At 50.4% G+C, this 21,722-nt stretch carries 19 protein-coding genes and 1 pseudogene; 16 read left to right on the top strand and 4 right to left on the bottom strand.

What is annotated here, in order from left to right; all coding sequences use genetic code 11:
* Positions 1-17 precede the first annotated feature (17 nt).
* From FHW68_RS02470 to FHW68_RS02410, 13 genes are all read left to right on the top strand, one after another.
* Positions 18-1,319 (top strand): lipopolysaccharide biosynthesis protein, encoded by a 1,302-nt coding sequence (locus tag FHW68_RS02470; RefSeq protein ID WP_183678549.1) that lies wholly within the window; start codon positions 18-20, stop codon positions 1,317-1,319.
* A gap of 19 nt (positions 1,320-1,338) precedes the next feature.
* Positions 1,339-2,217, top strand: a complete 879-nt coding sequence (locus FHW68_RS02465) for a glycosyltransferase (RefSeq protein ID WP_183678547.1) — start codon at positions 1,339-1,341, stop codon at positions 2,215-2,217.
* Entirely contained in the window at positions 2,207-3,310 is a 1,104-nt protein-coding gene (locus FHW68_RS02460; protein WP_183678545.1) for a glycosyltransferase family 4 protein, read from the top strand. Before FHW68_RS02465 ends, FHW68_RS02460 begins: the two co-directional genes overlap by 11 nt.
* 155 nt (positions 3,311-3,465) lie before the next feature.
* Complete coding sequence (locus FHW68_RS02455; protein ID WP_183678543.1) at positions 3,466-4,587, top strand: DUF1972 domain-containing protein; 1,122 nt, start codon at positions 3,466-3,468, stop codon at positions 4,585-4,587.
* On the top strand, positions 4,584-5,651 hold the full coding sequence (gene rfbB, locus FHW68_RS02450; protein ID WP_183678541.1) for a dTDP-glucose 4,6-dehydratase: 1,068 nt from the start codon (positions 4,584-4,586) through the stop codon (positions 5,649-5,651). The genes FHW68_RS02455 and rfbB overlap by 4 nt, the downstream gene beginning before the upstream one ends.
* Positions 5,652-5,695: 44 nt before the next feature.
* Positions 5,696-6,574 (top strand): glucose-1-phosphate thymidylyltransferase RfbA, encoded by an 879-nt coding sequence (rfbA, locus tag FHW68_RS02445; protein ID WP_183678538.1) that lies wholly within the window; start codon positions 5,696-5,698, stop codon positions 6,572-6,574.
* Positions 6,571-7,110, top strand: a complete 540-nt coding sequence (rfbC, locus tag FHW68_RS02440) for a dTDP-4-dehydrorhamnose 3,5-epimerase (RefSeq protein WP_183678536.1) — start codon at positions 6,571-6,573, stop codon at positions 7,108-7,110. Before rfbA ends, rfbC begins: the two co-directional genes overlap by 4 nt.
* A gap of 435 nt (positions 7,111-7,545) precedes the next feature.
* The gene (locus FHW68_RS02435) at positions 7,546-7,827 is read left to right on the top strand and encodes a hypothetical protein (RefSeq protein WP_183678534.1); all 282 of its coding nucleotides are present in this window, start codon (positions 7,546-7,548) and stop codon (positions 7,825-7,827) included.
* A gap of 87 nt (positions 7,828-7,914) precedes the next feature.
* Entirely contained in the window at positions 7,915-9,027 is a 1,113-nt protein-coding gene (locus tag FHW68_RS02430) for a polysaccharide biosynthesis/export family protein (RefSeq protein WP_183678532.1), read from the top strand.
* 14 nt (positions 9,028-9,041) lie between these two features.
* A complete protein-coding gene (locus FHW68_RS02425; RefSeq protein WP_311654601.1) occupies positions 9,042-9,701 on the top strand; it encodes a YjbF family lipoprotein in 660 nt (219 codons plus the stop codon).
* Complete coding sequence (locus tag FHW68_RS02420) at positions 9,698-10,465, top strand: capsule biosynthesis GfcC family protein (protein WP_183678527.1); 768 nt, start codon at positions 9,698-9,700, stop codon at positions 10,463-10,465. Before FHW68_RS02425 ends, FHW68_RS02420 begins: the two co-directional genes overlap by 4 nt.
* On the top strand, positions 10,462-12,552 hold the full coding sequence (locus tag FHW68_RS02415; protein ID WP_183678525.1) for a YjbH domain-containing protein: 2,091 nt from the start codon (positions 10,462-10,464) through the stop codon (positions 12,550-12,552). Before FHW68_RS02420 ends, FHW68_RS02415 begins: the two co-directional genes overlap by 4 nt.
* The gene (locus tag FHW68_RS02410; RefSeq protein WP_183678523.1) at positions 12,549-12,908 is read left to right on the top strand and encodes a VanZ family protein; all 360 of its coding nucleotides are present in this window, start codon (positions 12,549-12,551) and stop codon (positions 12,906-12,908) included. Before FHW68_RS02415 ends, FHW68_RS02410 begins: the two co-directional genes overlap by 4 nt.
* A 272-nt stretch (positions 12,909-13,180) precedes the next feature.
* Here FHW68_RS02410 and FHW68_RS02405 read toward each other — a convergent pair whose 3' ends face one another.
* The 3 genes from FHW68_RS02405 to FHW68_RS02395 are packed head-to-tail and all read right to left on the bottom strand — an operon-like array spanning position 13,181 to position 16,830.
* Positions 13,181-14,233 (bottom strand): glycoside hydrolase family 99-like domain-containing protein, encoded by a 1,053-nt coding sequence (locus FHW68_RS02405; RefSeq protein ID WP_260296342.1) that lies wholly within the window; start codon positions 14,231-14,233, stop codon positions 13,181-13,183.
* A 16-nt stretch (positions 14,234-14,249) separates the two neighbouring features.
* A complete protein-coding gene (locus tag FHW68_RS02400; protein ID WP_183678521.1) occupies positions 14,250-15,422 on the bottom strand; it encodes an acyltransferase in 1,173 nt (390 codons plus the stop codon).
* A gap of 13 nt (positions 15,423-15,435) precedes the next feature.
* Positions 15,436-16,830 (bottom strand): hypothetical protein, encoded by a 1,395-nt coding sequence (locus FHW68_RS02395; protein WP_183678519.1) that lies wholly within the window; start codon positions 16,828-16,830, stop codon positions 15,436-15,438.
* Between the two features lie 296 nt (positions 16,831-17,126).
* Between FHW68_RS02395 and FHW68_RS02390 the strand changes: the two genes are divergently transcribed.
* The 3 genes and pseudogenes from FHW68_RS02390 to FHW68_RS02380 all read left to right on the top strand — a co-directional run.
* Positions 17,127-18,224 carry an acyltransferase gene (locus FHW68_RS02390; protein WP_183678517.1) on the top strand — a complete coding sequence of 366 codons (1,098 nt, stop codon included), beginning with the start codon at positions 17,127-17,129 and terminating at the stop codon, positions 18,222-18,224.
* On the top strand, positions 18,221-18,985 hold the full coding sequence (locus FHW68_RS02385; protein WP_183678515.1) for an SGNH/GDSL hydrolase family protein: 765 nt from the start codon (positions 18,221-18,223) through the stop codon (positions 18,983-18,985). The genes FHW68_RS02390 and FHW68_RS02385 overlap by 4 nt, the downstream gene beginning before the upstream one ends.
* A gap of 102 nt (positions 18,986-19,087) precedes the next feature.
* A pseudogene (locus FHW68_RS02380) lies at positions 19,088-19,899 on the top strand (transposase); the annotation flags it as partial.
* Positions 19,900-20,159: 260 nt separating this feature from the next.
* On the opposite strand, the gene FHW68_RS02375 reads toward FHW68_RS02380, so the two are convergent.
* Positions 20,160-21,554 carry an undecaprenyl-phosphate glucose phosphotransferase gene (locus FHW68_RS02375; RefSeq protein ID WP_183678513.1) on the bottom strand — a complete coding sequence of 465 codons (1,395 nt, stop codon included), beginning with the start codon at positions 21,552-21,554 and terminating at the stop codon, positions 20,160-20,162.
* Between the last annotated feature and the right edge of the window lie 168 nt (positions 21,555-21,722).

The following is a 21,722-nucleotide window of genomic DNA, read 5'->3' as shown; positions in this document are numbered from 1 at the left end:
TGGCTACCAAGATCACAATGAATATACTGAAATCGAAATCACTTCACTTGCTATGCGTTCGAATTACCGGCGCCATAGCAGTATTGCTTGCAAATATTGTTATTCTGAAAATAGAAAGCAGTGATTTGGCGGGTCTGTTTCTTGTTGTTTACACTATATTTCAGATCTCCGCAGTCATAGCGCGCTTCGGATCGGACATCCACTTGGTAAGAAATTACTACAAACAATCCAGCGAGGAAGTGCAGGACTGCTTCAATCAATCTGTAGTGGTTAGCCTTTTAATGGGCTCAATACTGATCCCAATGACATACTTTCTTGGAAGTTTCTACGTCCAACACTGGAGTGACATATCAAGCACTAGCAATGATCACTCGTCAATACTTCTTATATTTTTATTGATCCCTCTGTTTTCTGCCGCCAATACGGTTTTTTTTATATATCAAGCCAGGCATAAGACCATCATTCAAATCCTGGGTATCAATGTCATTCAGCCCTGGGTTTTTTTGGCCTTTTATCTAGCGATTAAACTCGCCATCCACTTTGATTTTCTGTCCTTAACTCCCGACACAACGATTGTAGCCTCCTTCTATGCCTCCATTCTAATTTACATGATTCTCTCTGTTGTGCTTGCAAAAAAAGCAAGCATGACGTGGGCGCCGATATCTGCACTATCAAAAAAATCACTGAATAAAATTCTAGCCTCGCAACTGAAGTTTGCATCCGCAACAATAGGAACCCAGCTAGTTGGCTGGTTACCCTTTCTGTTAGCCTCGTTGCTTTTAGGCGCTTCATTTGCTTCGGTCTTTAACATACTCCAAAGACTGGCAATGCTTTCAATATTTATATCGGTATCAATAAATTCTATATCCGCGCCTCAGTTTTCAGAGCTTTCCAGTAGATCCAACTATCAAGCCATAAAAAAAATATTCTGGTCCAATACAAAGAAGTTAACTGCCTTCTCCTGCATTTATCTGTTTTTTCTTCTGGTCTTAGTAAGGTTTAGCGGGCAAATACCGGAGAACTTCCACGTTGCATGTTATATCGTATTGTTTGGCTATTTTGTAAATTGCTCTACGTCGGTATGCGGGTATTATTACCAGAACGCTTCAAGCATTTACCATCTTAACGTAGCACTGTATTTGACTGTTGCACTGTCTCCCTTCGTGACTTATTGGCTTTTAGGAGCCTGGGGTGTGTTGGGGGCTGCAACTGCCATTGGGAGTACCATTGCATGCATTAATGCAATTCTATTTCCTCTAGCCGCAATAGAACTTAATCGGCGCACATCGACAATGGTCATTGGTTCAATTCAATCGTAGCTAAACTATCAGGTTCGTCATGATGCACATACAGAGCCAAGTACAGGTTAACTTCCTTGTTGTGGTTTACTCTACCAGTCCTAGTTTAACCACTACGCTCAAGTCTCTAGCCACCCTGGATTTTCAATCGGCAAGAATTCTTCCAAAGTTTTCAGTTTGGGATAACTCTGAACAGGGGTTTGGGGAGGCATCAATCCCCACGCTGCCTGGTGAAGTAACGTATCACCACAGCGGAAAAAACGAGCCCCTTTCAAAGGTATACAACGCCCTAATCTCCCGCAGTGCAGATTCGGACTACTTTATAGTTTTGGACGACGACTCCAGCATAACGAATGATTATATATTCAGTTTGGATGTGTTTTTCAGGAGCAGTGTGCCAGTCGCTGTACCTCAAATTTTATTCAATAATAGCCTTATATCGCCTGGAACCATAAAGGGGGTTCGCGGCAGAGCGTTGAACTTGCAAGATCTGGTGACTGGTGCCGTCCCGTCAAAAAGTATCGTGGCAATGATGAGTGGGACTGTCATCTCTAAAGAAGCGCTGTCGCGGGGGCTGAAGTTTGATGAACGCTTGAGTTTTTATGGGGTTGATACACGGTTTTTCATCGACTATGCAAACATATACAGCGAAATATTCATTCTCAAAGCATCAATTCCTCATAGCTCGGCACTCCGAGAGAACGGGCAAGCTTATACCAAAAAGGTTCAGCGATTCCGGAATCTCATACTGTCGCGGCCACTAGTTTTCGATTACGTCAAGCATCACAAATTTAAAATATCATTATATGTTCTGTTGTTTAGCCTAAACACATGCCTTAAAGAAAAAAATATCAGGTATTTATCCCTGATGTTACTTTCGCTGCACATACTGAACCCAAGGAAATCCTATGCGAGATGAAATACTTTGCCTTCATCAAAGCTCCGAGCTGTACGGTTCAGATCGAAGTTTCCTTACGGCGATTGAATCGATTTCCGCAAAAAAGAAAATCTATTGCATTCTACCTTTTCTTGGGGGGCTCTCTGCTCGAGTTAAATGCATAGGGGCCGAAATAGAGTATTACCCCTACGGAATACTGAGAAAACAAAAACTGAAAACCCCTATCAGCTATGGCATAGAACTAATTAAGGCAGCCTTGTATTACACAAAGAAATATAAGGAGTTTAATGCAATATACATAAACACGACCGTTATGGTGTCCGCGTTGCTTGCTGCTGGGTTTTATAGATTTTCGAAGAAGAGTTTCTTTTGCCACATCCGAGAAATTCCAGACAAGAAACTCATAATGATCTTCCGTTTGCTTCTGCGGTTCTCAGGTGCAAAATTAATATTCAATTCCGAGGCTACGAAGGCCGCTTTTAATCTTCCGGGAACAGTGATTTACAATGGTGTAGCCCCCCTTTACAGCGTCCCGTCGATGCGTATTGAAAGAGACCGTAAGAATCTACTCTTGATCGGCAGGATAAACACATGGAAAGGGCAAGACTTTTTTATTGATGTAATTGGAAAGATAGCCAATAACGCCGGAGATGACCTTCACATAAGGATAGTGGGTAGCCCTTTTGAGGGATACGAATACCTAGAAAAGGATTTAATCGAGAAAGTAAACTCATATGGGATCTCCGACAATGTTGAGTTTTTCCCTTTTTGCTCGGATCCAACCGAGCACTTTCAATGGGCAAGTTATGTTGTTGTCCCCTCCACGAAGCCGGAGCCGTTCGGTCGAGTAGCGATCGAAGCGTTCTCCGTCGGAAAACCAGTGATAGCTGCGGGCCATGGTGGTCTGGTAGAGATCGTTAACCACGAGCAAGATGGTTTTCTCTTCATCCCTGCCAATCAAAGCAGCCTTGAGGATGTCCTGCTAAAACTTCCTCCGCCTAGTAGCCCGCTGTACGAAAAGCTGAGCAAGTCTGCACTGGATACTTATTACAAGAAATTTTCATTAAAAAGCTATAAAGAACACATAAACTCAACGTTAGAAAGTTCATATTAAAAAACTAGGTCAAGTCACGCCATAGGAATGTCATGATGCTTATCATGTTTCATGTGTTCCTTGTTTTTTCAATATTTAGAATCGATTAAAAGCACGTTAAAAGTTTCAGGTAACTCTGAGAGCCCATTACATTGAAAGAACCAAAAAGCGCCTCTATGAAAAACCTCTATATCCTCGGCATCCGCGGCGTCCCCGCTAAACATGGCGGTTTTGAAACCTTCGCCGAAAAGCTCTCTCTCTACTTGGTCAAGCAGGGCTGGAAAGTCACTGTCTACTGCCAGGAAGAGGGTTCCGGCGGTATATCGACCAGTGAATGGAAGGGTGTTCATCGGATTCATATTCCGATCGCCAATACAGGCGTGGCGGGCACAGTGCTTTTCGACTGGAAGGCCACCGTCCATGCGCTGAGCCAGAAGGGGCTGTTTCTGACTCTCGGCTACAACACGGCGGCCTTTAATATTCTGCAGCGGATCAAGGGCCAGACCAATGTCATCAATATGGATGGCATCGAATGGCGGCGGGAGAAGTGGGGACTCGTGGCGAAAACCTGGTTCTGGCTGAACGAGCGGGTGGGGTGCTGGATCGGCAACCACCTGGTGGCCGACCACCCGAAAATCAAGGATCACCTAGCCACCCGGGTCAAGGATTCGAAGGTCACCATGATCCCCTATGGCGGGGACCGGGTGAACGATGCGGACTCAGCCGCCCTGGCCGGTTATGGGCTGGAGCCCCACGGTTTCTCGGTGGTTATCGCCCGGCCGGAGCCGGAGAACTCCTTTCTACAGGTCGTCAAGGCTTTCAGCAGCAAGCGCCGTAACCACAAGTTGGTGGTGTTGGGCAACTTCACGCCAGAGAAGAACGAGTACCACAAGCGGGTGATGGACGCGGCCGGCGAGGAAGTGATCTTCCCCGGTGCCATCTATGAGGCGGCAGTGGTCCGGGCCCTGCGGTTTTTCAGCCGCTTTTACATCCATGGCCATCAGGTAGGGGGCACCAACCCTTCGCTGGTGGAGGCATTAGGCGCTGGCTGCTCGGTGATTGCCCATAACAACCATTTCAACCGTTGGGTTGCCGGTGATGCGGCGGTGTATTTCGACGACGAGCACGACTGTGCGAAGTTGTTCGAGAAATATCTGCGCGACGACCACAACCATTTGATTACGGCGATGAAGGCTGAAAGTACCCGCCGCTTCAACGAAAAGTTCACTTGGGAAAACATCCTTTCCCAATATGAAAAATTACTGATCCAGTGGTACCCCAGGGAGTACAGCAAGTGACCCAACGTATTATCGTCACCGGCGGTGCCGGTTTTATCGGCTCCGCCGTCGTTCGCCATCTGATCGACAACACGGATGTGAGCGTGCTCAATATTGACAAGCTCACCTACGCCGGCAATACCGAGTCCCTGGTGTCGGTCGCGGGCAGCCCCCGGTATGAATTCCAGCAGCTGGATATCTGCGACACGGCGGCGTTGCACGAACTGTTCGCGCGTTTCCAGCCCGATGCGGTGATGCACCTGGCGGCCGAATCCCATGTGGATCGTTCCATCGACAGCCCATCGGATTTCATCCAGACCAACATCGTTGGCACCTATAGCATGCTGGAGGCCAGCCGCCACTACTGGTCGGGGCTGGCGGCGGAGCAGAAGCAGGGCTTTCGCTTCCACCATATCTCCACCGATGAAGTCTATGGCGACCTGGAAGGCACCGACGACCTGTTCACCGAGACCACGCCCTACGAGCCGAGCTCGCCGTATTCGGCGTCGAAGGCCGGTTCCGATCATTTGGTGCGCGCCTGGCACCGCACGTATGGCCTGCCGGTGCTGGTCACCAATTGCTCAAACAATTATGGGCCCTTCCACTTCCCCGAAAAGCTGATCCCCCATGTGATTCTCAATGCCATCCACGGCCAGCCGCTGCCGGTGTATGGCGATGGGTCGCAGATCCGCGATTGGCTGTTTGTCGAAGACCATGCCCGAGCGCTGTTCGAAGTTGTGTCGCGCGGCACCGTGGGCGAAACCTACAACATCGGCGGGCACAACGAGAAGCGCAACCTGCAAGTGGTGGAAACCATCTGCGAACTGCTCGATGAGCTGCGCCCCCGCGATGAAGAGCTGGGCTCATACAAGGAACTGATCACCTTCGTCACCGACCGCCCTGGGCATGATCTTCGTTACGCCATTGATGCGAGCAAGATCGAGCGTGAGCTCGGTTGGCGACCACAGGAAACCTTTGAAAGCGGCCTACTCAAAACGGTTCAGTGGTATCTGGATAATCAAGAGTGGTGGCAGCGCGTCCTTAACGGTGAGTACCGCCCGAAGCGTCTTGGCCAAATCGATTGACCATTCAAACTCTGCCTCTATTAAACTTTAAAGGGAATCCACATATGAAAGGCATCATTTTGGCTGGCGGCTCCGGTACTCGCTTGCATCCCATTACTCGTGGTGTATCCAAACAACTGCTACCGGTCTACGACAAACCGATGATTTATTATCCGTTGTCGGTATTAATGCTCGCGGGGATTCGCGAGATATTGATTATCTCCACCCCGCAGGACTTGCCCAACTTTCAGAACCTGTTGGGTGACGGCTCTTCTTTCGGCATTGAACTCAGTTATGCCGAACAACCTTCTCCCGATGGTCTGGCCCAGGCCTTTCTGATCGGCGAGGATTTTATCGGCGACAGTAATGTGGCGCTGATTCTGGGCGACAACATCTTCTACGGTTATGGCTTCAGCGCCTTGTTGCGCGACGCGTCACAACGACAGACCGGTGCCACCGTCTTCGGTTATCGAGTCAGTGATCCGGAGCGTTTTGGTGTTGTCGAGTTCGACGATAACGGCAAGGCGATCTCGATCGAAGAGAAGCCAAAACATCCGAAGTCCGACCATGCTGTCACCGGCTTGTATTTCTATGATAAAGACGTTGTGAGCATTGCAAAGCAAGTCAAACCTTCGATCCGCGGCGAGCTCGAAATCACTGACGTGAACAACGCGTATCTGCAGCGCGGGGATTTGCACGTCAGTGTGTTGGGACGTGGTTTTGCCTGGCTGGACACCGGGACCCATGATTCGTTGATGGAGGCCGGGCATTTTGTCCAGACCATCGAAGCGCGTCAGGGTTTGAAAGTGGCTTGTTTGGAGGAGGTGGCGTACCACCAGGGTTGGTTGTCGGCCGCGGAACTCGATAAACAAGCCACCGCGTTACACAAAACCGGTTACGGCCAGTATCTGGCACGGGTGCTGAATATGGAGCCCGCAAAATGAATGTCATCAATACCCGGTTGCCCGGTGTACTGATCATCGAGCCTAAAATCTTCGGCGATGCCCGCGGGTTCTTTCTCGAGAGCTATCACCAGCAGCGTTATCGCGACGCCGGCATCGAATTGCCTTTCGTCCAGGACAATCACTCGCGCTCGCAGTATGGCGTGTTGCGTGGTTTGCACTTCCAAAAGACCCGGCCCCAAGGCAAGTTGGTGCGGGTCACCCAAGGCGCGGTGTACGACGTGGTAGTGGACATCAATCCCCAATCCCCCACCTGTGGTGAACATGTGGGCGTCAAGTTGACCGCCGACAACCATCTTCAGCTATGGGTGCCGCCGGGTTATGCCCACGGTTTTTGTGTGCTTAGTGATACCGCGGATTTTCAATACAAATGCACCGATCTGTATTACCCCGAGGACGAGGGTGGTCTGCTCTGGAATGACCCGGAACTGGGCATCGCTTGGCCGTTGGAGTCGCCTTTACTCTCAGAAAAAGACTTGCGCAACCCGCGCTTGCGCGCGGTGTTGAGTGGGGAATGATGGATTAATGATGGATTAATGATGGTCTATAGTTAATATTAACTATTTATGATCATTGTATTGTGCCTTGGATAATCAAACACATAGAGCTTTGCGGGATGGGAGTTCTGGAAAATCCTGACTAATAATAACAGTCGGTATGAGGCGCGAATTGTTCAAGGTCGCGAATTTGTGTCGAAAATGTCTTATTGGGTAGTAAACGTCTTGAAAAATCTCATTTTCGTCAAAGCGTCCTGCTCCTGCGCAAGCGCTTTGCGAATGAGGTGACAAGGCTCGGCATATGGCATGCAATGCCTATAAATGACATCCTCCAAAGGAGGCAATGTGCATGAACTGTCTCGTTCAATATACGGGTGTCAGTTCTATTCACCTGCTGTTCATTCCCGGTCCTAGTATCAAATCTAATGCATAGTTGATGTCGAGAAGGAGTCTGATATGAAGAAACTACTTACGGCCGGCTTGCTGGCTGTCATGAGTACCGCGGCTTTGGCAGCGGATGAACCAGTGAGCAAAACGGTGGGCGAAAGCGAGCCACTGTCGTTGAACACCCCGCTGGTCGGGGGTGTGACGGTCGCCGAAACCGTAGTGGTCGGTGCGGCCATCCTCGGCGCTGCAGTGGCCGCTTCAAACTCCGGTGGCAGTTCCAATGGCGGTACTTCCGGAACCGGCGGCACCACTGGTACGGGTGGTACGGGTGGTACAACGGGTACCAACTAATACCCCGCGAAGTGTGTTGTACAAGATCACTCAGAACTTTCTGGGTGATCTTTTTTTAGACTTGCCCTCGACTAGCGTAGTGCCATTATGATCCGTAGGTTTTCTGTTGTTATGCTGGCAAGCATCAGCTTGTCCGGCTGTATGTTTTCGCCTGGTCAACACATGGACACCAGTCAAATGGTGAGTGACGGCTCTTCGGAGAGTAGCCGGGTGGAACTTATTCCCATCACCCCCAAATTGATTGCCATGGATGCCGCCACGAAAGTTCGCGAATCGATCCCCTCGGCATTGTTGTCTTATGCGCCGGGCGGTTATCGCGTGGGCGCCAATGATTTGTTGTTTATCACAGTCTGGGATCATCCCGAGTTGACGGCGCCTTCCGGGCCGCAACAACAAATCGATGCCAACGGTCGTCTTGTGCGCCCGGACGGCACGCTGTTTTATCCCTATATCGGCAATATTCCAGCCGCCGGTAAAACCATCGAAGAGTTGCGAGCCTTTATCGCCGAGCGCTTGTCGCAATTTGTCGAAAGCCCTCAGGTCGACGTCAGTGTATTGCGCTTTGCCAGCCAGACCGTGGTGATTTCCGGTGCGGTGCTCAAAGCCGGTCAGCAACCGATCACCACCACCCCGTTGAGTGTGGTTGAGGCCGTTGGCGCGGCCGGGGTGGACCCTTTGAACGCGGACTTGTCGGGCCTGACGCTGACCCGGGACGGGCGCGAATACAAGCTTGATCTGGACACCCTCAATCGCCGGGACTCAGAGCTGCAGGGCGTCTACCTCAAGGGTGGCGACCGGTTGTACTTGCCTTATAACGACCAAAAGCGAATCTATGTCATGGGCGAGGTCAATCAACCTCGCGCGCTGAGTTTCAAGAGCAAATCGATCAACCTGACCGATGCCTTGGGCACCGTGGGTGGCTTGAACCAGACCACCTCCAATGGCAACGCGGTGTACGTGATTCGCGGTGCGGACAACCTGGAAACGGAGCCGGCCAAGGTATTCCAGCTCGATGCAGAATCGCCTTCCGCTTTGGTGCTGGCCACCCGTTTCGACTTGCAACCGCAAGACATCGTCTATGTCGGCCCGGCCGGCGTGACGCGCTGGAACCGTCTGATCACTCAGCTTCTGCCTACCGCCAGTGTCCTGGGGACCGGTGCCAGCTCGGTTAACGACCTCAGCGAAGCCAACAGCAGATAAGGCTCTATCCCGCCGTGAAAATTTTGCCTACCTGTGCCTGTCTGTCGATGGCGCTCTTGCTATGCGGGTGTAACCCGTTGATGAAGGCCTCTTGGGACACTCTGGAATCCTCCATCACAGGACCTGCCTCCATCAACCTGACCCGCGCTCAGGTCGACGCCGTGCCTTATCCGCAGATCCTGGTCACCACCATCTCCAGCGAGGGGATGATGGCCATGGCCCGTCGGCGCGGCGACCTGCAGTTCTGGGTTGCTTCCGGCAAGCAGGTGCTGATGATGCGCGACGGTCTGGTGGTACGCACCGTCGGGCTGGGCGTGTCTCTGGATGGCACTCGCTTTAATGATGAGTCGCCCTTCAAACGCGGTCTGCAGCAATTGCCTGACGGCTATACCAGCACGCGCTGGATTGACATCTATGACGGCAACCGCATCGGCATTGCGGTCAACAGCCGTTTCAGCCCCCATGGCATCGAAACCATCAGCATTCTGGACAAGGATTACGCCTTGCTGCGCATCGACGAGCAGGTGGATGTACCCACCCTGAATTTCCGCGCCACCAACCGCTACTGGGTCGACCCCCAGGACGGCTTCATCCTGCGCAGTGAGCAACACCTGACGCCGCAGCTGTTCCTGAAAATCGTACAGCTACGCCCCGATCGGGGGGCTGCCCGGTGAAGTGTTCGAACCTTGTGTTGCTGGGCTTGTTCTTGATGGGGCCGGGCGTGAGCCAGGCGGCTGTAACAGTCAGCGGTGATGTGCGTAGCCCTGGGCCCATCGACGTCAAACCCGGTGCGCGTTTGATGGATGTCATTAAAGGCGCCCAACCCAATGCCGAAAGTTACTGGCTGGGTGCGGCGTGGCTGCACCGCTCGTTGGAGGTTCAGCAAGCGCGTTTGAAGGCCGGCATCTTGTTTGATCTGAAGTTATTGCAACGGGGTGCCTTGCTGGATGGCAAGCGCACGCGAGCAGATGTGAGTGCGCGCCTGTATGAGCACATCGAGCGGCTGCCGGTCACCGGGCGCCAGGTTGCAGTGCTCGACCCGATCGCGGTGGAAGTGGGGTTCGCCCGCAACGCTTTGCTCGATGATGGCGACCGTCTGATCTATCCCGTGCGGCCGTCCACCGTGGAAATCCTCGGGGCAGTCGCCCAGCCCTGTCATGTGCCTTACCGCGCCATGCAAGAAGTTCATGCCTACGCCGGGCAATGCACCATCCTGGACGATGCCGAGCGCGACTATCTGTGGCTGATCCAGCCCGACGGCAAGATTCGGCGCGTGGGCGTGGCTGCATGGAATCGTGAGGAGGGTATTGTTGCGGCGCCGGGCAGCAGGATTCTGGTGCCGATCCGCAACGAGGATCTAGAGGTGCCGACGCCTGATCTCAATCAACAAATGGCTGAGTTTCTCGCCACTCAACCACTGGCTGAGGTGGCCCCTTGAAGTTGCGTTTTGCTGTTGTATTGCTCTTGCCCTGTGGATTGGCTCATGGTGAACCACGCTACACCCAGAATGATTTTGGTGGCGTCGGTCTGTTGCAAACGCCTACCGCGCGCATGGCTCCTGTGGGGGAGTTGAGCGCCACGGCCAGTCGTACCGATCCTTACACCCGCTATAGTTTTTCCCTGCAGCCGCTCGATTGGCTGGAGGGCTCGTTTCGTTACACCGCGATCACCAACCGCAACTACGGTCCCGAGGATTTTAGCGGTGATCAGAGCTTCAAGGACAAGGCCATTGACGTCAAGGCGCGGCTTTGGGAAGAAAGTCGCTGGGCACCACAGGTCGCTGTCGGTGCCCGGGACATTGGCGGTACCGGGCTGTTTTCCAGCGAATATTTTGTCGCCAACAAGCGTTATGGCGACCTGGATTTCAGCCTCGGCATTGCCTGGGGCTATCTGGGTAATCGGGGGGATTTCAGCAACCCGCTGGCGGTCTTCGGCAGCAAGTTCAACGACCGGCCTGAGAGCTCGGCGGCTGTCGCCAGGGCAGGGGACGTGAACACCAACGCGTATTTCCGAGGTCACCCTTCGTTGTTTGGCGGAGTGGCTTATCAAACGCCTTGGGCACCGCTGAGCCTGAAGATCGAGTATGAGGGCAACGATTACGAGAACGAGCCGCTGGACAATTCGATCAAGCAAGACCTGCCGATCAACATCGGCGTGGTCTATAAGCTCGCGGATAGTGTCGATCTGAGTGCTGGCTGGGAGCGTGGCAATACCGCGATGTTTGGCATCACCTTGCACACCAATTTTGTCAGCCGCAAGGCGCCGGTCAAGACGTATGATCCTCCCGCCGAGCCGTTGCCGGCGCAGGAACCATCGACACCGCCCGATCAGGTCAACTGGGCCGATGTCTCCAATCGGCTGCAACAAAATGCTGGCTATAAGGTGAAACGCATCACTCAGCGTGGCTCCGAATTGATGGTGTATGGCGAGCAGTCTCGCTATTTTTATCCGTCCAAAGCTGTCGGGCGGGCTAGCCGGATTCTTGATAACAGCGTCAATCAGGACATCGATTGGTTCACCCTGGTGAACCAGCGTTATGACATGTCCATCGAAGAAACCAGCGTGCCGCGCGAAACGTTCCGCGCGGTGGTGAACAATGACCAGCCGCTGAAGGATCTGCACCGTACGACCGAGGTCAACCCGGCGATGGCACACCGGGAAACCACGCTCTACACCCAGGCGCTGGAACCGTTCACCTATGGCCTCGGCCTGGGCTACAAACAGAACATCGGCGGCCCGGATGGATTGCTTTATCAGTTCACTGCCGATGCCGACGCGGAGTACCGTTTCACCCGCAATACCTGGTGGAGCGGCCTGCTCAGCGTCAACCTGCTGAACAACTACGACAAGTTCACCTACGACGCACCGAGCGGGCTGCCGCGAGTGCGCACCGATTTGCGTCAATACATGACCACCTCCGATGTGATGATGCCGACGTTTCAGTTCAACCATGCGAAACAGCTGGATCAGGACTTGTATGGCATGGTCTACGGCGGTTATCTGGAGTCCATGTACGCTGGCGTTGGCAGCGAAGTGCTCTATCGACCTACGGGGAAACGCTGGTCGGTGGGCGCTGACCTGAACTTCGTGCGCCAGCGCGATTATGATCAGGGCTTTGGTCTGCGTGACTACGACACCGTGACGGGGCATGTCACCAGCTATACTGAGCTACCCAATGACATGCTCGCAGCGGTCAGTGTCGGGCGTTATCTGGCGAAGGACTGGGGCACCACCGTCGACCTGTCGCGGGTGTTCAAGAACGGTGTGAAGTTTGGCGCCTGGGTCACCCTGACCAGCGCCTCGAAAGAAGAGTATGGCGAGGGCAGTTTCGACAAAGGGATTTATGTTTCCATCCCGTTCGACGAACTGATGAGTACCTCCACCATGCGTCGGGCCAACATCGTCTGGGCGCCACTGACCCGCGATGGTGGTGCACGCCTGAATCGTGCCTACTGGCTGCAGACCATGACCGACGGACGTGATAGCGACCTGTTCTACAACAACTTCGAGAAAATTACCGAATGATCACGTGGCTCAAAGGCTTGGTGGAGTTGCCGTTCTGGCTGCGGGGCCTGGTCTTTGCCGCGGTGACCGTGATTCTGCTGTTCGCGGGTTTGCGCGCTCAGCCAATACCGGAACTGTTCGTCGAAGAGGACAAGCTACATCACTGGATTGGCTTTCTGGTATTTGCGTGCAGTTGCCGCCTGGCCTTTCCCGCTGTGAAGTTTCGCTGGATCGCCGTGGGGTGCTTGCTCACCGGCGTACTCATCGAGGCTGCGCAAGATTTGATGCCGCTGCGCACGGCTTCGCCCTACGACATGCTGGCAAATACTGCCGGCGTGTTGATGGGGTTATTGATTTCAAGGTATTGGGGGCGCTGAAAAGGGACGAAATACCAATCAGCCTGCCGGCATGTTGCAACCGCAGATCCTCTCTCTATCCCTCCTCAGTAACACCTCTCTTGCCGATGGCACGAACACCCTCGACCCCCCTTGATGTAATCGGAGTCGAGGATCCCATCCGGCCGTTCAATTTCATACCCAGGGTTATCTTGCCGTTAGCGGGCCCAGCGCGTATGACCGAGCCAGAGTGCCTAGCCTAGCCTGTGAAAGACTATATAAAATAACTGCAAAAAAACAGCTTGATTTAAAGACTATTGGGTTTTAAGGACTTTATGTATTTGCTCAAGATAGTCGAATCCAAATTTTTTAGTGGGCTCAATATAAGAGCCTTCCCCGAACTCATTCCAGCAGCAAACAATGATTGTGTTTAGCGTTTTTTTGGGGTGGCCAAGAAGTTCTGCTTTTGCCCTGGATAAATGCTCCGAAAACTCCTCAGGGGTGCTGTAGGAGTTGTCGTGCGCTGGATCGCTGCTTCCACCCCAAGGAGTTCTATCCCATCCCGAGGTCACTGGAATGACGTAAGGCAAGGGGCTTGTTCTCAACGTAAAACTCCAAGATTGGGAGTAGCCATCCATCAGCTCCGAATAGCTTTTGGATAGAGTACGAATCCCTGGAGTTTTTGACGGTCCGTACTGATAATTATAGGCACTCACTGCATCATACGTTTGATTTGGTAATTCAAGTGTTAGTGAGTCTTTTTTTGAACCTGGCGTCCCAATGAAAAAGATTCCGTTGAGCCCAGATTTTTTTGCTAGCTTACGCGCTCTCGTTAGTAGTTCCTTGGGCGATGAACCAAATTTCGCTGAATCTCTACTTAGCATGTCTGAAGAAAATAAATATACTACAGGCTTGTCGTCGATTTTTTTGTATTTTGGATTTTTGAAGTAATTCAATATCCAGTAATTAACTATCTCATCAAACTGTGACATGCTTTCCGGAGTGTTCGTATGGTTCGCCCATAGTAGAGCAAACTCTACGTTGTAGTCCTTAGAGTTCTTTATGTATGAGTCTATAGCATAAGTGCGGTTTTTTACACCTGTTCCTTGATCCCAATACCAATCATAGGCAATAAAGTTTATTCCGTATTTTTCCATCCATTGCAGGTGCCTTCTCGTCACCTCATCCGCCCCCTCTGTGTACCATCCTAGAAGCGGCTCTCGTTCGGGATGCGCTTTGATTTTCGCCCAGCCATCTACATCAGGCCTTTTCCAGCCGGGATAATAGTAGACTCCGACGTCAATAGCATATGTGGTGGAAGTTATCAGGGAAAGAAATGAAAGAGAAGCAACTAGTAGCTTTTTCAAAGTGGCACCGTGAGTCCTAGATGTTAGTGGGTTTGGCAGTGCTCAGTGATTGGGAGATGGGCTTTGTCCTGTTTTTATTGGATGACATAAATGGTTTTTCGATGAATAGGTAAGTTATGACAGAAGTGCCTGATACTACGATTAGTACGACAGGGAGAAGTGCGATAAATTTGAAAACCTCTGCTTTGGAAAAGTCAAAAATATTGAATGTCGAGAATGCCCAGTAAAGTATAAGTCCATGAGTAAGGTAGATGCTATAACTTACTTCTCCGAGCGATTTGAGTCCACGGTTTTTCAGCAAGCCAAATATGTCGTTTCCAAGGCTAATGATAGCGAATGGAATCGCGAGAAACAGCATTTGGAGTGTTGAATATTCTTCATGCTGGAAGAGTGAAACTGCAATTAATATTGTGGCAATAAATGCAGCGCCTTTTCCTTGCAATAGGGGGACTGCGTGGGAAAGGTGTTTTTTGATTAGGATCGGAATAAATCCGATAAAAAATAGCTGGAAAAGACTAGGTTTAATGAGGTTGCTATAAAACCCTAGCGCCACTAGTGTAAGGGTGAGTAATGAAAGTAATAGGTAGGCTCTTGGGCCATTTTTTCGGAACAAGATAGCTATGAGAGGAAGTGTTAAATAGAAAATCCACTCGTAGCCTAAGGTCCAATGAGCTCCAGCAGTCATTCGGATACTGTCCTGGAACCCATTAAATGATGCCCCGAAGAAGATTAGCCATTTCAGTGTTTCTTTTGCTAATAAGCCGAGGTGAACAAATTTGAATTCTGTTTTGATAAGGGTGGTAAGAATAAGTGCCGCGAACACAAATAAATATAGCGGCATGATGCGGCGTACACGTGAGCTCAGCAGTTTGGCCCAGTTGGGGTGTGACTCATAAATTTTTCCTAGAAAAAGAAATCCGGTGATCATGAAAAATAATGAAACCGGGACGGCACCTAGGTTGTTTAATAGATCGCTATCAGGGCGCGACCAAACTCCAGTTGTTTTCCAATAGTATGTGGTGATGAAGTGGTGGCACACTACTGAAGTTGCAAGGATTCCTCTAAGCGCATCTAATGGTGAAGAGCGATCTAAGATTTGTTGAGTTAGCAATGTGGAGTAGCTGAATAGCTTGTTTAGTAATGCTATTGATAATGTGTATAGCAGTAGTAACGCTGCGATAACTGTCATTTTGGAAAGCCTATTAAGAAGCTATAGCGTGGTTCGATGGCGGCATCGTTTCGGGATTGTTGTCTTGGAACAGGATAGGTCTTCGTGTGATAGAGCGATTCTCATTGGCTTCAAATTTAAATACATAATACAGGGCGCAAATCATGAACAAGGTATTCTGTAATGTGTCGATGAGACCGGTAGATATTGTAAATGTAATATAGCCTATCATCATTCCCAGATACATACGCCGAGCAGGCCGTTGTCGGATGGTTCGAGCGACCTTGATATAAAGTAAAAAGAAAAATGTAGTATAACTAATGAGGCCAAGAGAGCCTTGGTCGATCATCAAGCGAAATACGATACTTTCAGTATTGAAAAGGTCCGGGTCGAGGCCTGAGGATACAATGTTGCGAGTCGCATCAAGGCCGCCTCCGACAAGAGGAGAACTAAAGAAATGACGGGCGGAAGCAGCAAATTGTGCGCCACGCATAGCTAAATCGGAGCCATTCATGTCTTCGCCGAAGTTGGAGTCAAATATGTTGGCAACGGATAGTACTTTTCCTCTAAATAGTTCGGAGGTGGAAAAAAGCGTAACAAAGATCAAGGAAAAGGTTAGCGTGTATCTTAAGGATTTTGCTGCGCTTTGGCTAAGTGCAAATATTATAAGTGGGATTGCGAATAAAATAAGTGGGGTTCTAGAGTTTGTAAATAACGCGCCTCCAATAATTATTGTCGTGGCCAAGCCGATTTTTAGATGGTCTTTGAGGTTTAGCTTCGGTTTTTTGAGCTTCACTGTATAGTAAGTGAGTAGCATCATTACAATAAGTGCGCCGTAAGTGATAGGGTGCGAAATTGTGCCTTGTGCCCGGATGCCGCGTAATGTTTCCGCGTAGGTTTGAGCAATGATACGACCTGTATGAGTAGTTGAGTTAATGAATTCAATATAAGGATTGTAGTTTATTAAGTAGCATATTGTTCCGTATGCTGCCAGGGCGCAGTAGTATGTTATATATTTACTCATGAGTGTGTTGAGCTTTTCGGAGGTTTGTCTGCTTAGGTATTCGCAATAGATAGTTACAGGCATGATCACTTCAATGACCAAGCTTATTAGCGTCAGCAGTCCAGAGTTGCTAGAGCTTATATTTAATATGGCTGAAACTGCCGAGGAGATTAGGATTATATAGAATGCACGGCTGAAAGGCTTTTTGGAGGGGTGTGGTCTTTTTTTGAGTAAAGTCTTTGTCAGGTACATGCCTATCATTACAAGGCAAAGATATTTGTAAAGACTGAAGGCGGGCAGTGAAGGTATATCAAGTAGGAGCAGAGCTTTGGGCGTCAGCACCGTCCAGACAGGGATAAGCAGTACGCTCCTGCGAAATGACAATATCATTGCCAGTGTGCCGAGGGCGGCCAGGATAAAGATCATATGTTGGGGCCTTAGGTCAAGTGCTTGCGGTGTATTGGTCTCCCGGACGGAGTAATACTTAGGCTCTAGCGGTGGGGAGGAATTGTAAAAAATATCTGATCTTCTAACATGTTTTTGTAATTTTCTATATTGTTTTATGTGGACGAAAAATAACGAAATCATTTGCTCGTTACTTATGTTAAAAATCGTCGGATATCGGATGGCGACAAGAAGAGCGCCCGAGTTCATTCTGTTCATTTCGGCCAAGCTTTTCTTGCCTACAGCATTTTGGCCATTAATAAATACTTGGGGGTGATATGTTGGCGGCAAAAAAACATGCCGGAGGTACGACGGCGGTTAAGTTCGAATTGATCCAGGTATTGCGATTCATTGCTGCGTTGGCTGTAGTTGTCTGCCACTCTGCGTTTTACTCAAAGGAAAGACTGGATTCAGGGACTATTAGTTATAATCTTGGTGCTAATGGAGTACCCCTGTTTTTTGTTATTAGCGGCTTTGTGATGATGATAGCCGCTGAGAAAATGCACAATGCGGACGGTGCTTGGAAGCTTTTCGCCATACGCAGAATCGTTAGGATTGTTCCGCTTTACTGGTTTGCCACTTCCGTAAAACTATTCACTCTACTGGCTGCAGCGGGTCTGGTATTGCACGCGCAAGTTGATTGGTTATACATAGTGAAGTCCTATTTTTTTGTGCCAGATATTAATGTTGATAACGAAATAAAGCCACTATTGGCGGTTGGTTGGACTTTGCTATTCGAAATGTTTTTTTATGCTATTTTTACACTAGCATTGCTGGTTCGGGTGGATGCGGTGAAATTTACAGCGCCAATATTAGGTGCTCTCGCAGTTGCGTCAATTTTTAAATCTGATACATGGAATGTGGTTTTGGCCTTTTATGCTGATCCAATAGTTCTTAATTTTTTGTGGGGGATGTTGACGGCCAGGCTAATGCAGCAAGGTGTACTCATTGAGCGAAGTGTTTCCGTTGTGATTCTGCTTTTTTCACTTGGGTACTTGTTTTTTCCACGTTTCCCTGAATATGGGAATGTCATAACTTATGGTTTGGCTTCTTTTTTGTCGGTTTATTGCTGTGCTAGCCTTGAAAAGGCAATAAAATTTACAATGCCTCGGGTTTTGGTGTTTTTAGGGGCGGCGTCTTACTCCATTTATTTGTTTCATCCCCTAACTTCCCCGGCGGTGCCTGAGGTGTTCAAGAGACTTGGTATTATCTATTCTATTCCGTCGGTGGTTGGCAGTATCTTTGTCGCCATTTGCGCTGGGGCTTTCATGTATCGCTTTGTTGAATCTCCACTTACGGATAGGCTCAATCGCTATGTAAAACAATATTTTAATAGTTCAACTGATTTTAGAAAGCAGATGAAAAATTTTGAATGAAAGGTTTGGTGAAGGTGTTGGTAGGGAGTGTCCTTAATTTTTGTTGCTCCTTTTTGGCTGCTGCACCGTTGTCACAGCTAGATACTGTGATGTCGTGCGATACTGAAAATTTCAAGGCTTACCGGATATTGTTTGTCGGTGACAGTATTACTTTGCATGGCTTCGACGAGACTACCAGGAAGAATTTAGGATGGAGTCATATAAGTGGTATGGCCGCTTCTTCTAGGCAGTCTGATTATGTAAGTATTTTAAGTCGAGAAATAAGTGATGCCCGCAAGCAGCCGACGGCGGTTTGTTATCACACTGCAGGAGGTGGTGGAACAGTTGACCAACGACTCCGAGCATTGGGCTCTGTAATTAATATGCGTCCAAATCTTGTGGTTATTCAGCTAGGTGAGCACGAAGACATTAGAAGCGGAATCGATATTTTAGAAAAAAATTACAAAAAGCTAATTACTGCTCTCCGGCAACTAGACAGTCGTCCGAGTATCATTGCCGTGGGGCCATGGTCCTTGTCTCGTCAGAATAGCCTTGGGCGTTACAGTGGTTGGTCCGGGGAGGTCGATAGGGTTATGGCGTCGGTCTCCTCTGAAGAGCATGTGCCTTACTCTTCAGTAGCCGATATCGCGGCTCTTCCACTAGCCCATGGTGCTGGTTTATCTGATGGGGTGCGCTGGCATCCGAATGATTACGGGCATAGCTTATATGCTAAACGTTTATTTTTTTTGTATCAGCAGGCCGCTTCCTCAGTGCGAGATTAATTTGGCGTTTTGGGGATGTTGGTAGTCACTTCATTGTCAATCTGGTTTGTGTGATTAGGTTGGGTGATGCCTCAAAGACCTTTCTTATGACCCTGTGAGCAAATGATCAGTGGGCACGTGTCTGACAAAGGTAAGATTGTTCATCTGAATAAGAGAGCGCGCTGTTGCGCTAGAGATTGTTCGGGCATAAGTCCGAACAAACGACTGATCTGGCAACGCCGCCGCTGGCTCTCTTCAATGAAGCAGAAAGTGTTACGGGGTCTGTCGATGAAGTCTGCAAAGAAGTTGTCGTGCCGACCAGCGTCGCGGCAAACGTAAGCCGCTGCCCTTCAACCTGTGCCGAATCAAAGTCATCCACGAACTTCCCGAGCATGAGCTGATGTGTATCAGCGGCTGCCATAAACACGCCATCGGCGAGGAGGTCGGCCAACAGCTTGAAATCATCCCGATGCAGATCTGCGTCATCAAGCATTTTCGGGAGATCTATGGCTGCCTGAGTCAGCATCGGTGAGGGCGGATAAACCCGCCCAACTGATTGAAAAAATAATAGCCCGTCCGAGCATGCTGGTCATGTTGCTGACGACCAAATTCATCGGTGGTCTACCGCTTCACCGCTTCGAAAAGGTGCTGGGCCGTCACGGCATCTATATCCCGCACCAGAGCCCGACCGACCTGACAGGCCGGTAATCCGTTTTGACTACTCCACCAACCGGGCGCAGGAGGTGGCGACGCGCTTGCTCGATGGCTATTGCGGCTACGTGATGACAGACGATTACGCCGGCTGCACCGCACTGGACGCACAGGCATACGCTGAGCATTTGCGCTGTTGAACGCATGCACGGCGCAAGTTCGTCGATGCACAAAAAGTGCAACCCAAGGGCAAGACGGGGCGTACGGATATCGCGCTGAACATCCAGTGGTCTACGAGTTTCACTCTCTGACCCATTGGAACTCTCGATACCAGGGCATGGTCAGGCACCTCCTGACCGTATTTCATACCTGTAAACGATGGCTTCGGTTTAAAACGTAAAGGATGTCTCCGGTTTCTACCATTTGGTAATGGCTGCTTGCAGGGGATGGGATGAGGCAGTGGGGCGGGGCTCCGGGGCAGTCAGGGACCAGCCTGCCCCGGTAGATAAGCTGAAGAATAGAAAGGGGATGAACATCTCGGCAGTTAATAGATGTCCTTGGAAAACAGCGTAAAAGGAGTCTTGATCAGAATCTTGATATCAAGCCACAACGACCAGTTGTTGATGTAGTTGAGATCGATCTCCACGCGCTTTTGCATCTTGTCCAGGGTCTCGGTTTCGCCACGGCAGCCGCTGATCTGGGCGAGCCCGGTGATGCCCGGTTTGATTCGATGGCGCGCCATGTAAGCCTGGATTTTCCCGGTGTAGTAGTCGTTATGGGCGATCGCATGGGGCCGCGGCCCGACCAGCGCCATATGGCCTTGCAGTACGTTAAAGAACTGCGGCAGTTCATCGATGGAGGTGCGTCGTATGAAACGGCCAACCGGCGTAATGCGCGGGTCTTCACGGCCGGCCTGGCGCACCTGATGATCATCGTGCAGGCGCATCGAGCGGAACTTCCAGACCTTGATGATCTTGCCGTTCCAGCCATGACGCTCCTGTTTGAAGATGATCGGGCCCGGGGACGAGATCTTCACCGCAGCGGCGATTATCAGAAGCAGCGGGCTGAAGGCGATCAGCGCCAGGGCGGCAAGGCTTCGATCCAGCATTGTTTTGCTTAGCGCCGCTGTCGGATAACTGGTCAGCGGGCTTTCATTGAGATGAATGGCGGGCAGGCCATCCAGTTCGCTAACGGAATGATTGAGCAGCGTCATGCTGCCCAGGTCAGGAACCCAGACCACATCGACATTCGAGTCGAGAAGGTCGATGTACAGCGCTTCGACCTGTTTGGCCTCGCTCAGGGGTAGCGCGATGTATAGCCGCCGTACGTCATGCACCCGAATCAGCTCACGCAGTTCCTGCAACTGACCGACGATTCTGTGGGCGTTGACGTTGGTCGACAGTTCGTTGGGTTTTGAACTGATCAGGCCGACCAGCGGCGGGTATTCGGTTTTAGCCAGTTTATCCGCCAGATTCACCGCCAATTGGTCGGTACCGATAATCAGGGTGTTGTTTTGGCTGTGCAATTGCCGATGGTAGTGCTTGGAAAAGCTGTGCAGAGGCAGGTACAGCAAGGCCTGCACGCAATAACCGGCCAAAGCCCATACCAGGATGATTTCCCGGGAGAACAATTCGCTGGTCTTGCTGAGAAAGCCGATAGTGGTCAGTCCGGCCAGCGTCAGCAGCCACCCCAGTAGCAGTCGACCCAGGCCGGAGAGGTAACCATGCTGTTTGTGATAAACCAGCAATAAGGAATAGGAGGGGACCGAACCCAATAGAGTAAGCACCGCTAACACGCGGTAATGGGCCTCTATGTCTCCAGTTTGATAGAGTGCCAGAGCAAATAACAGCGCGTTGACCGAAGTGATGGCAATTATCCATTGCCCCCAGAAAGTCAGTCCTTTGGATATGCTGTTTCGATTAATACGATTATGTACCATCGCGGTGTCCCTCGGGCATGCGCCACGTTGTGTATCAGTCGACGGTTAATAAATGGCAGCCACGCGCAAAAGCTGAGCGAACGAGGTTCAGTCAGAAGTTATTTTTTATTATTAGACGAATAACATGGGATGGCTGGCCATTCTGGCTTTTTTTTTCAAGTCAGCTGA

It is taken from the genome of Pseudomonas sp. Tn43 (genome assembly GCF_014192635.1).
Taxonomy (GTDB): Bacteria; Pseudomonadota; Gammaproteobacteria; order Pseudomonadales; family Pseudomonadaceae; genus Aquipseudomonas.
Note: the sequence above shows the minus strand (reverse complement) of the source record. Positions and strands in the feature narration are given on the sequence as shown.

What these genes read in the sequence shown, in the direction of transcription:
- rfbC (WP_183678536.1), top strand. Translation starts at nt 6,571, where the DNA reads ATGAATGTCATCAATACCCGGTTGCCCGGTGTACTGATCATCGAGCCT.
- FHW68_RS02390 (WP_183678517.1), top strand. Translation starts at nt 17,127, where the DNA reads ATGTTGGCGGCAAAAAAACATGCCGGAGGTACGACGGCGGTTAAGTTC.
- FHW68_RS02400 (WP_183678521.1), bottom strand. Translation starts at nt 15,422, where the DNA reads ATGACAGTTATCGCAGCGTTACTACTGCTATACACATTATCAATAGCA.
- FHW68_RS02470 (WP_183678549.1), top strand. Translation starts at nt 18, where the DNA reads ATGAATATACTGAAATCGAAATCACTTCACTTGCTATGCGTTCGAATT.
- FHW68_RS02435 (WP_183678534.1), top strand. Translation starts at nt 7,546, where the DNA reads ATGAAGAAACTACTTACGGCCGGCTTGCTGGCTGTCATGAGTACCGCG.
- FHW68_RS02375 (WP_183678513.1), bottom strand. Translation starts at nt 21,554, where the DNA reads ATGGTACATAATCGTATTAATCGAAACAGCATATCCAAAGGACTGACT.
- FHW68_RS02385 (WP_183678515.1), top strand. Translation starts at nt 18,221, where the DNA reads ATGAAAGGTTTGGTGAAGGTGTTGGTAGGGAGTGTCCTTAATTTTTGT.
- FHW68_RS02430 (WP_183678532.1), top strand. Translation starts at nt 7,915, where the DNA reads ATGATCCGTAGGTTTTCTGTTGTTATGCTGGCAAGCATCAGCTTGTCC.
- FHW68_RS02455 (WP_183678543.1), top strand. Translation starts at nt 3,466, where the DNA reads ATGAAAAACCTCTATATCCTCGGCATCCGCGGCGTCCCCGCTAAACAT.
- FHW68_RS02465 (WP_183678547.1), top strand. Translation starts at nt 1,339, where the DNA reads ATGATGCACATACAGAGCCAAGTACAGGTTAACTTCCTTGTTGTGGTT.
- FHW68_RS02395 (WP_183678519.1), bottom strand. Translation starts at nt 16,830, where the DNA reads ATGATCTTTATCCTGGCCGCCCTCGGCACACTGGCAATGATATTGTCA.
- rfbA (WP_183678538.1), top strand. Translation starts at nt 5,696, where the DNA reads ATGAAAGGCATCATTTTGGCTGGCGGCTCCGGTACTCGCTTGCATCCC.
- FHW68_RS02410 (WP_183678523.1), top strand. Translation starts at nt 12,549, where the DNA reads ATGATCACGTGGCTCAAAGGCTTGGTGGAGTTGCCGTTCTGGCTGCGG.
- FHW68_RS02460 (WP_183678545.1), top strand. Translation starts at nt 2,207, where the DNA reads ATGCGAGATGAAATACTTTGCCTTCATCAAAGCTCCGAGCTGTACGGT.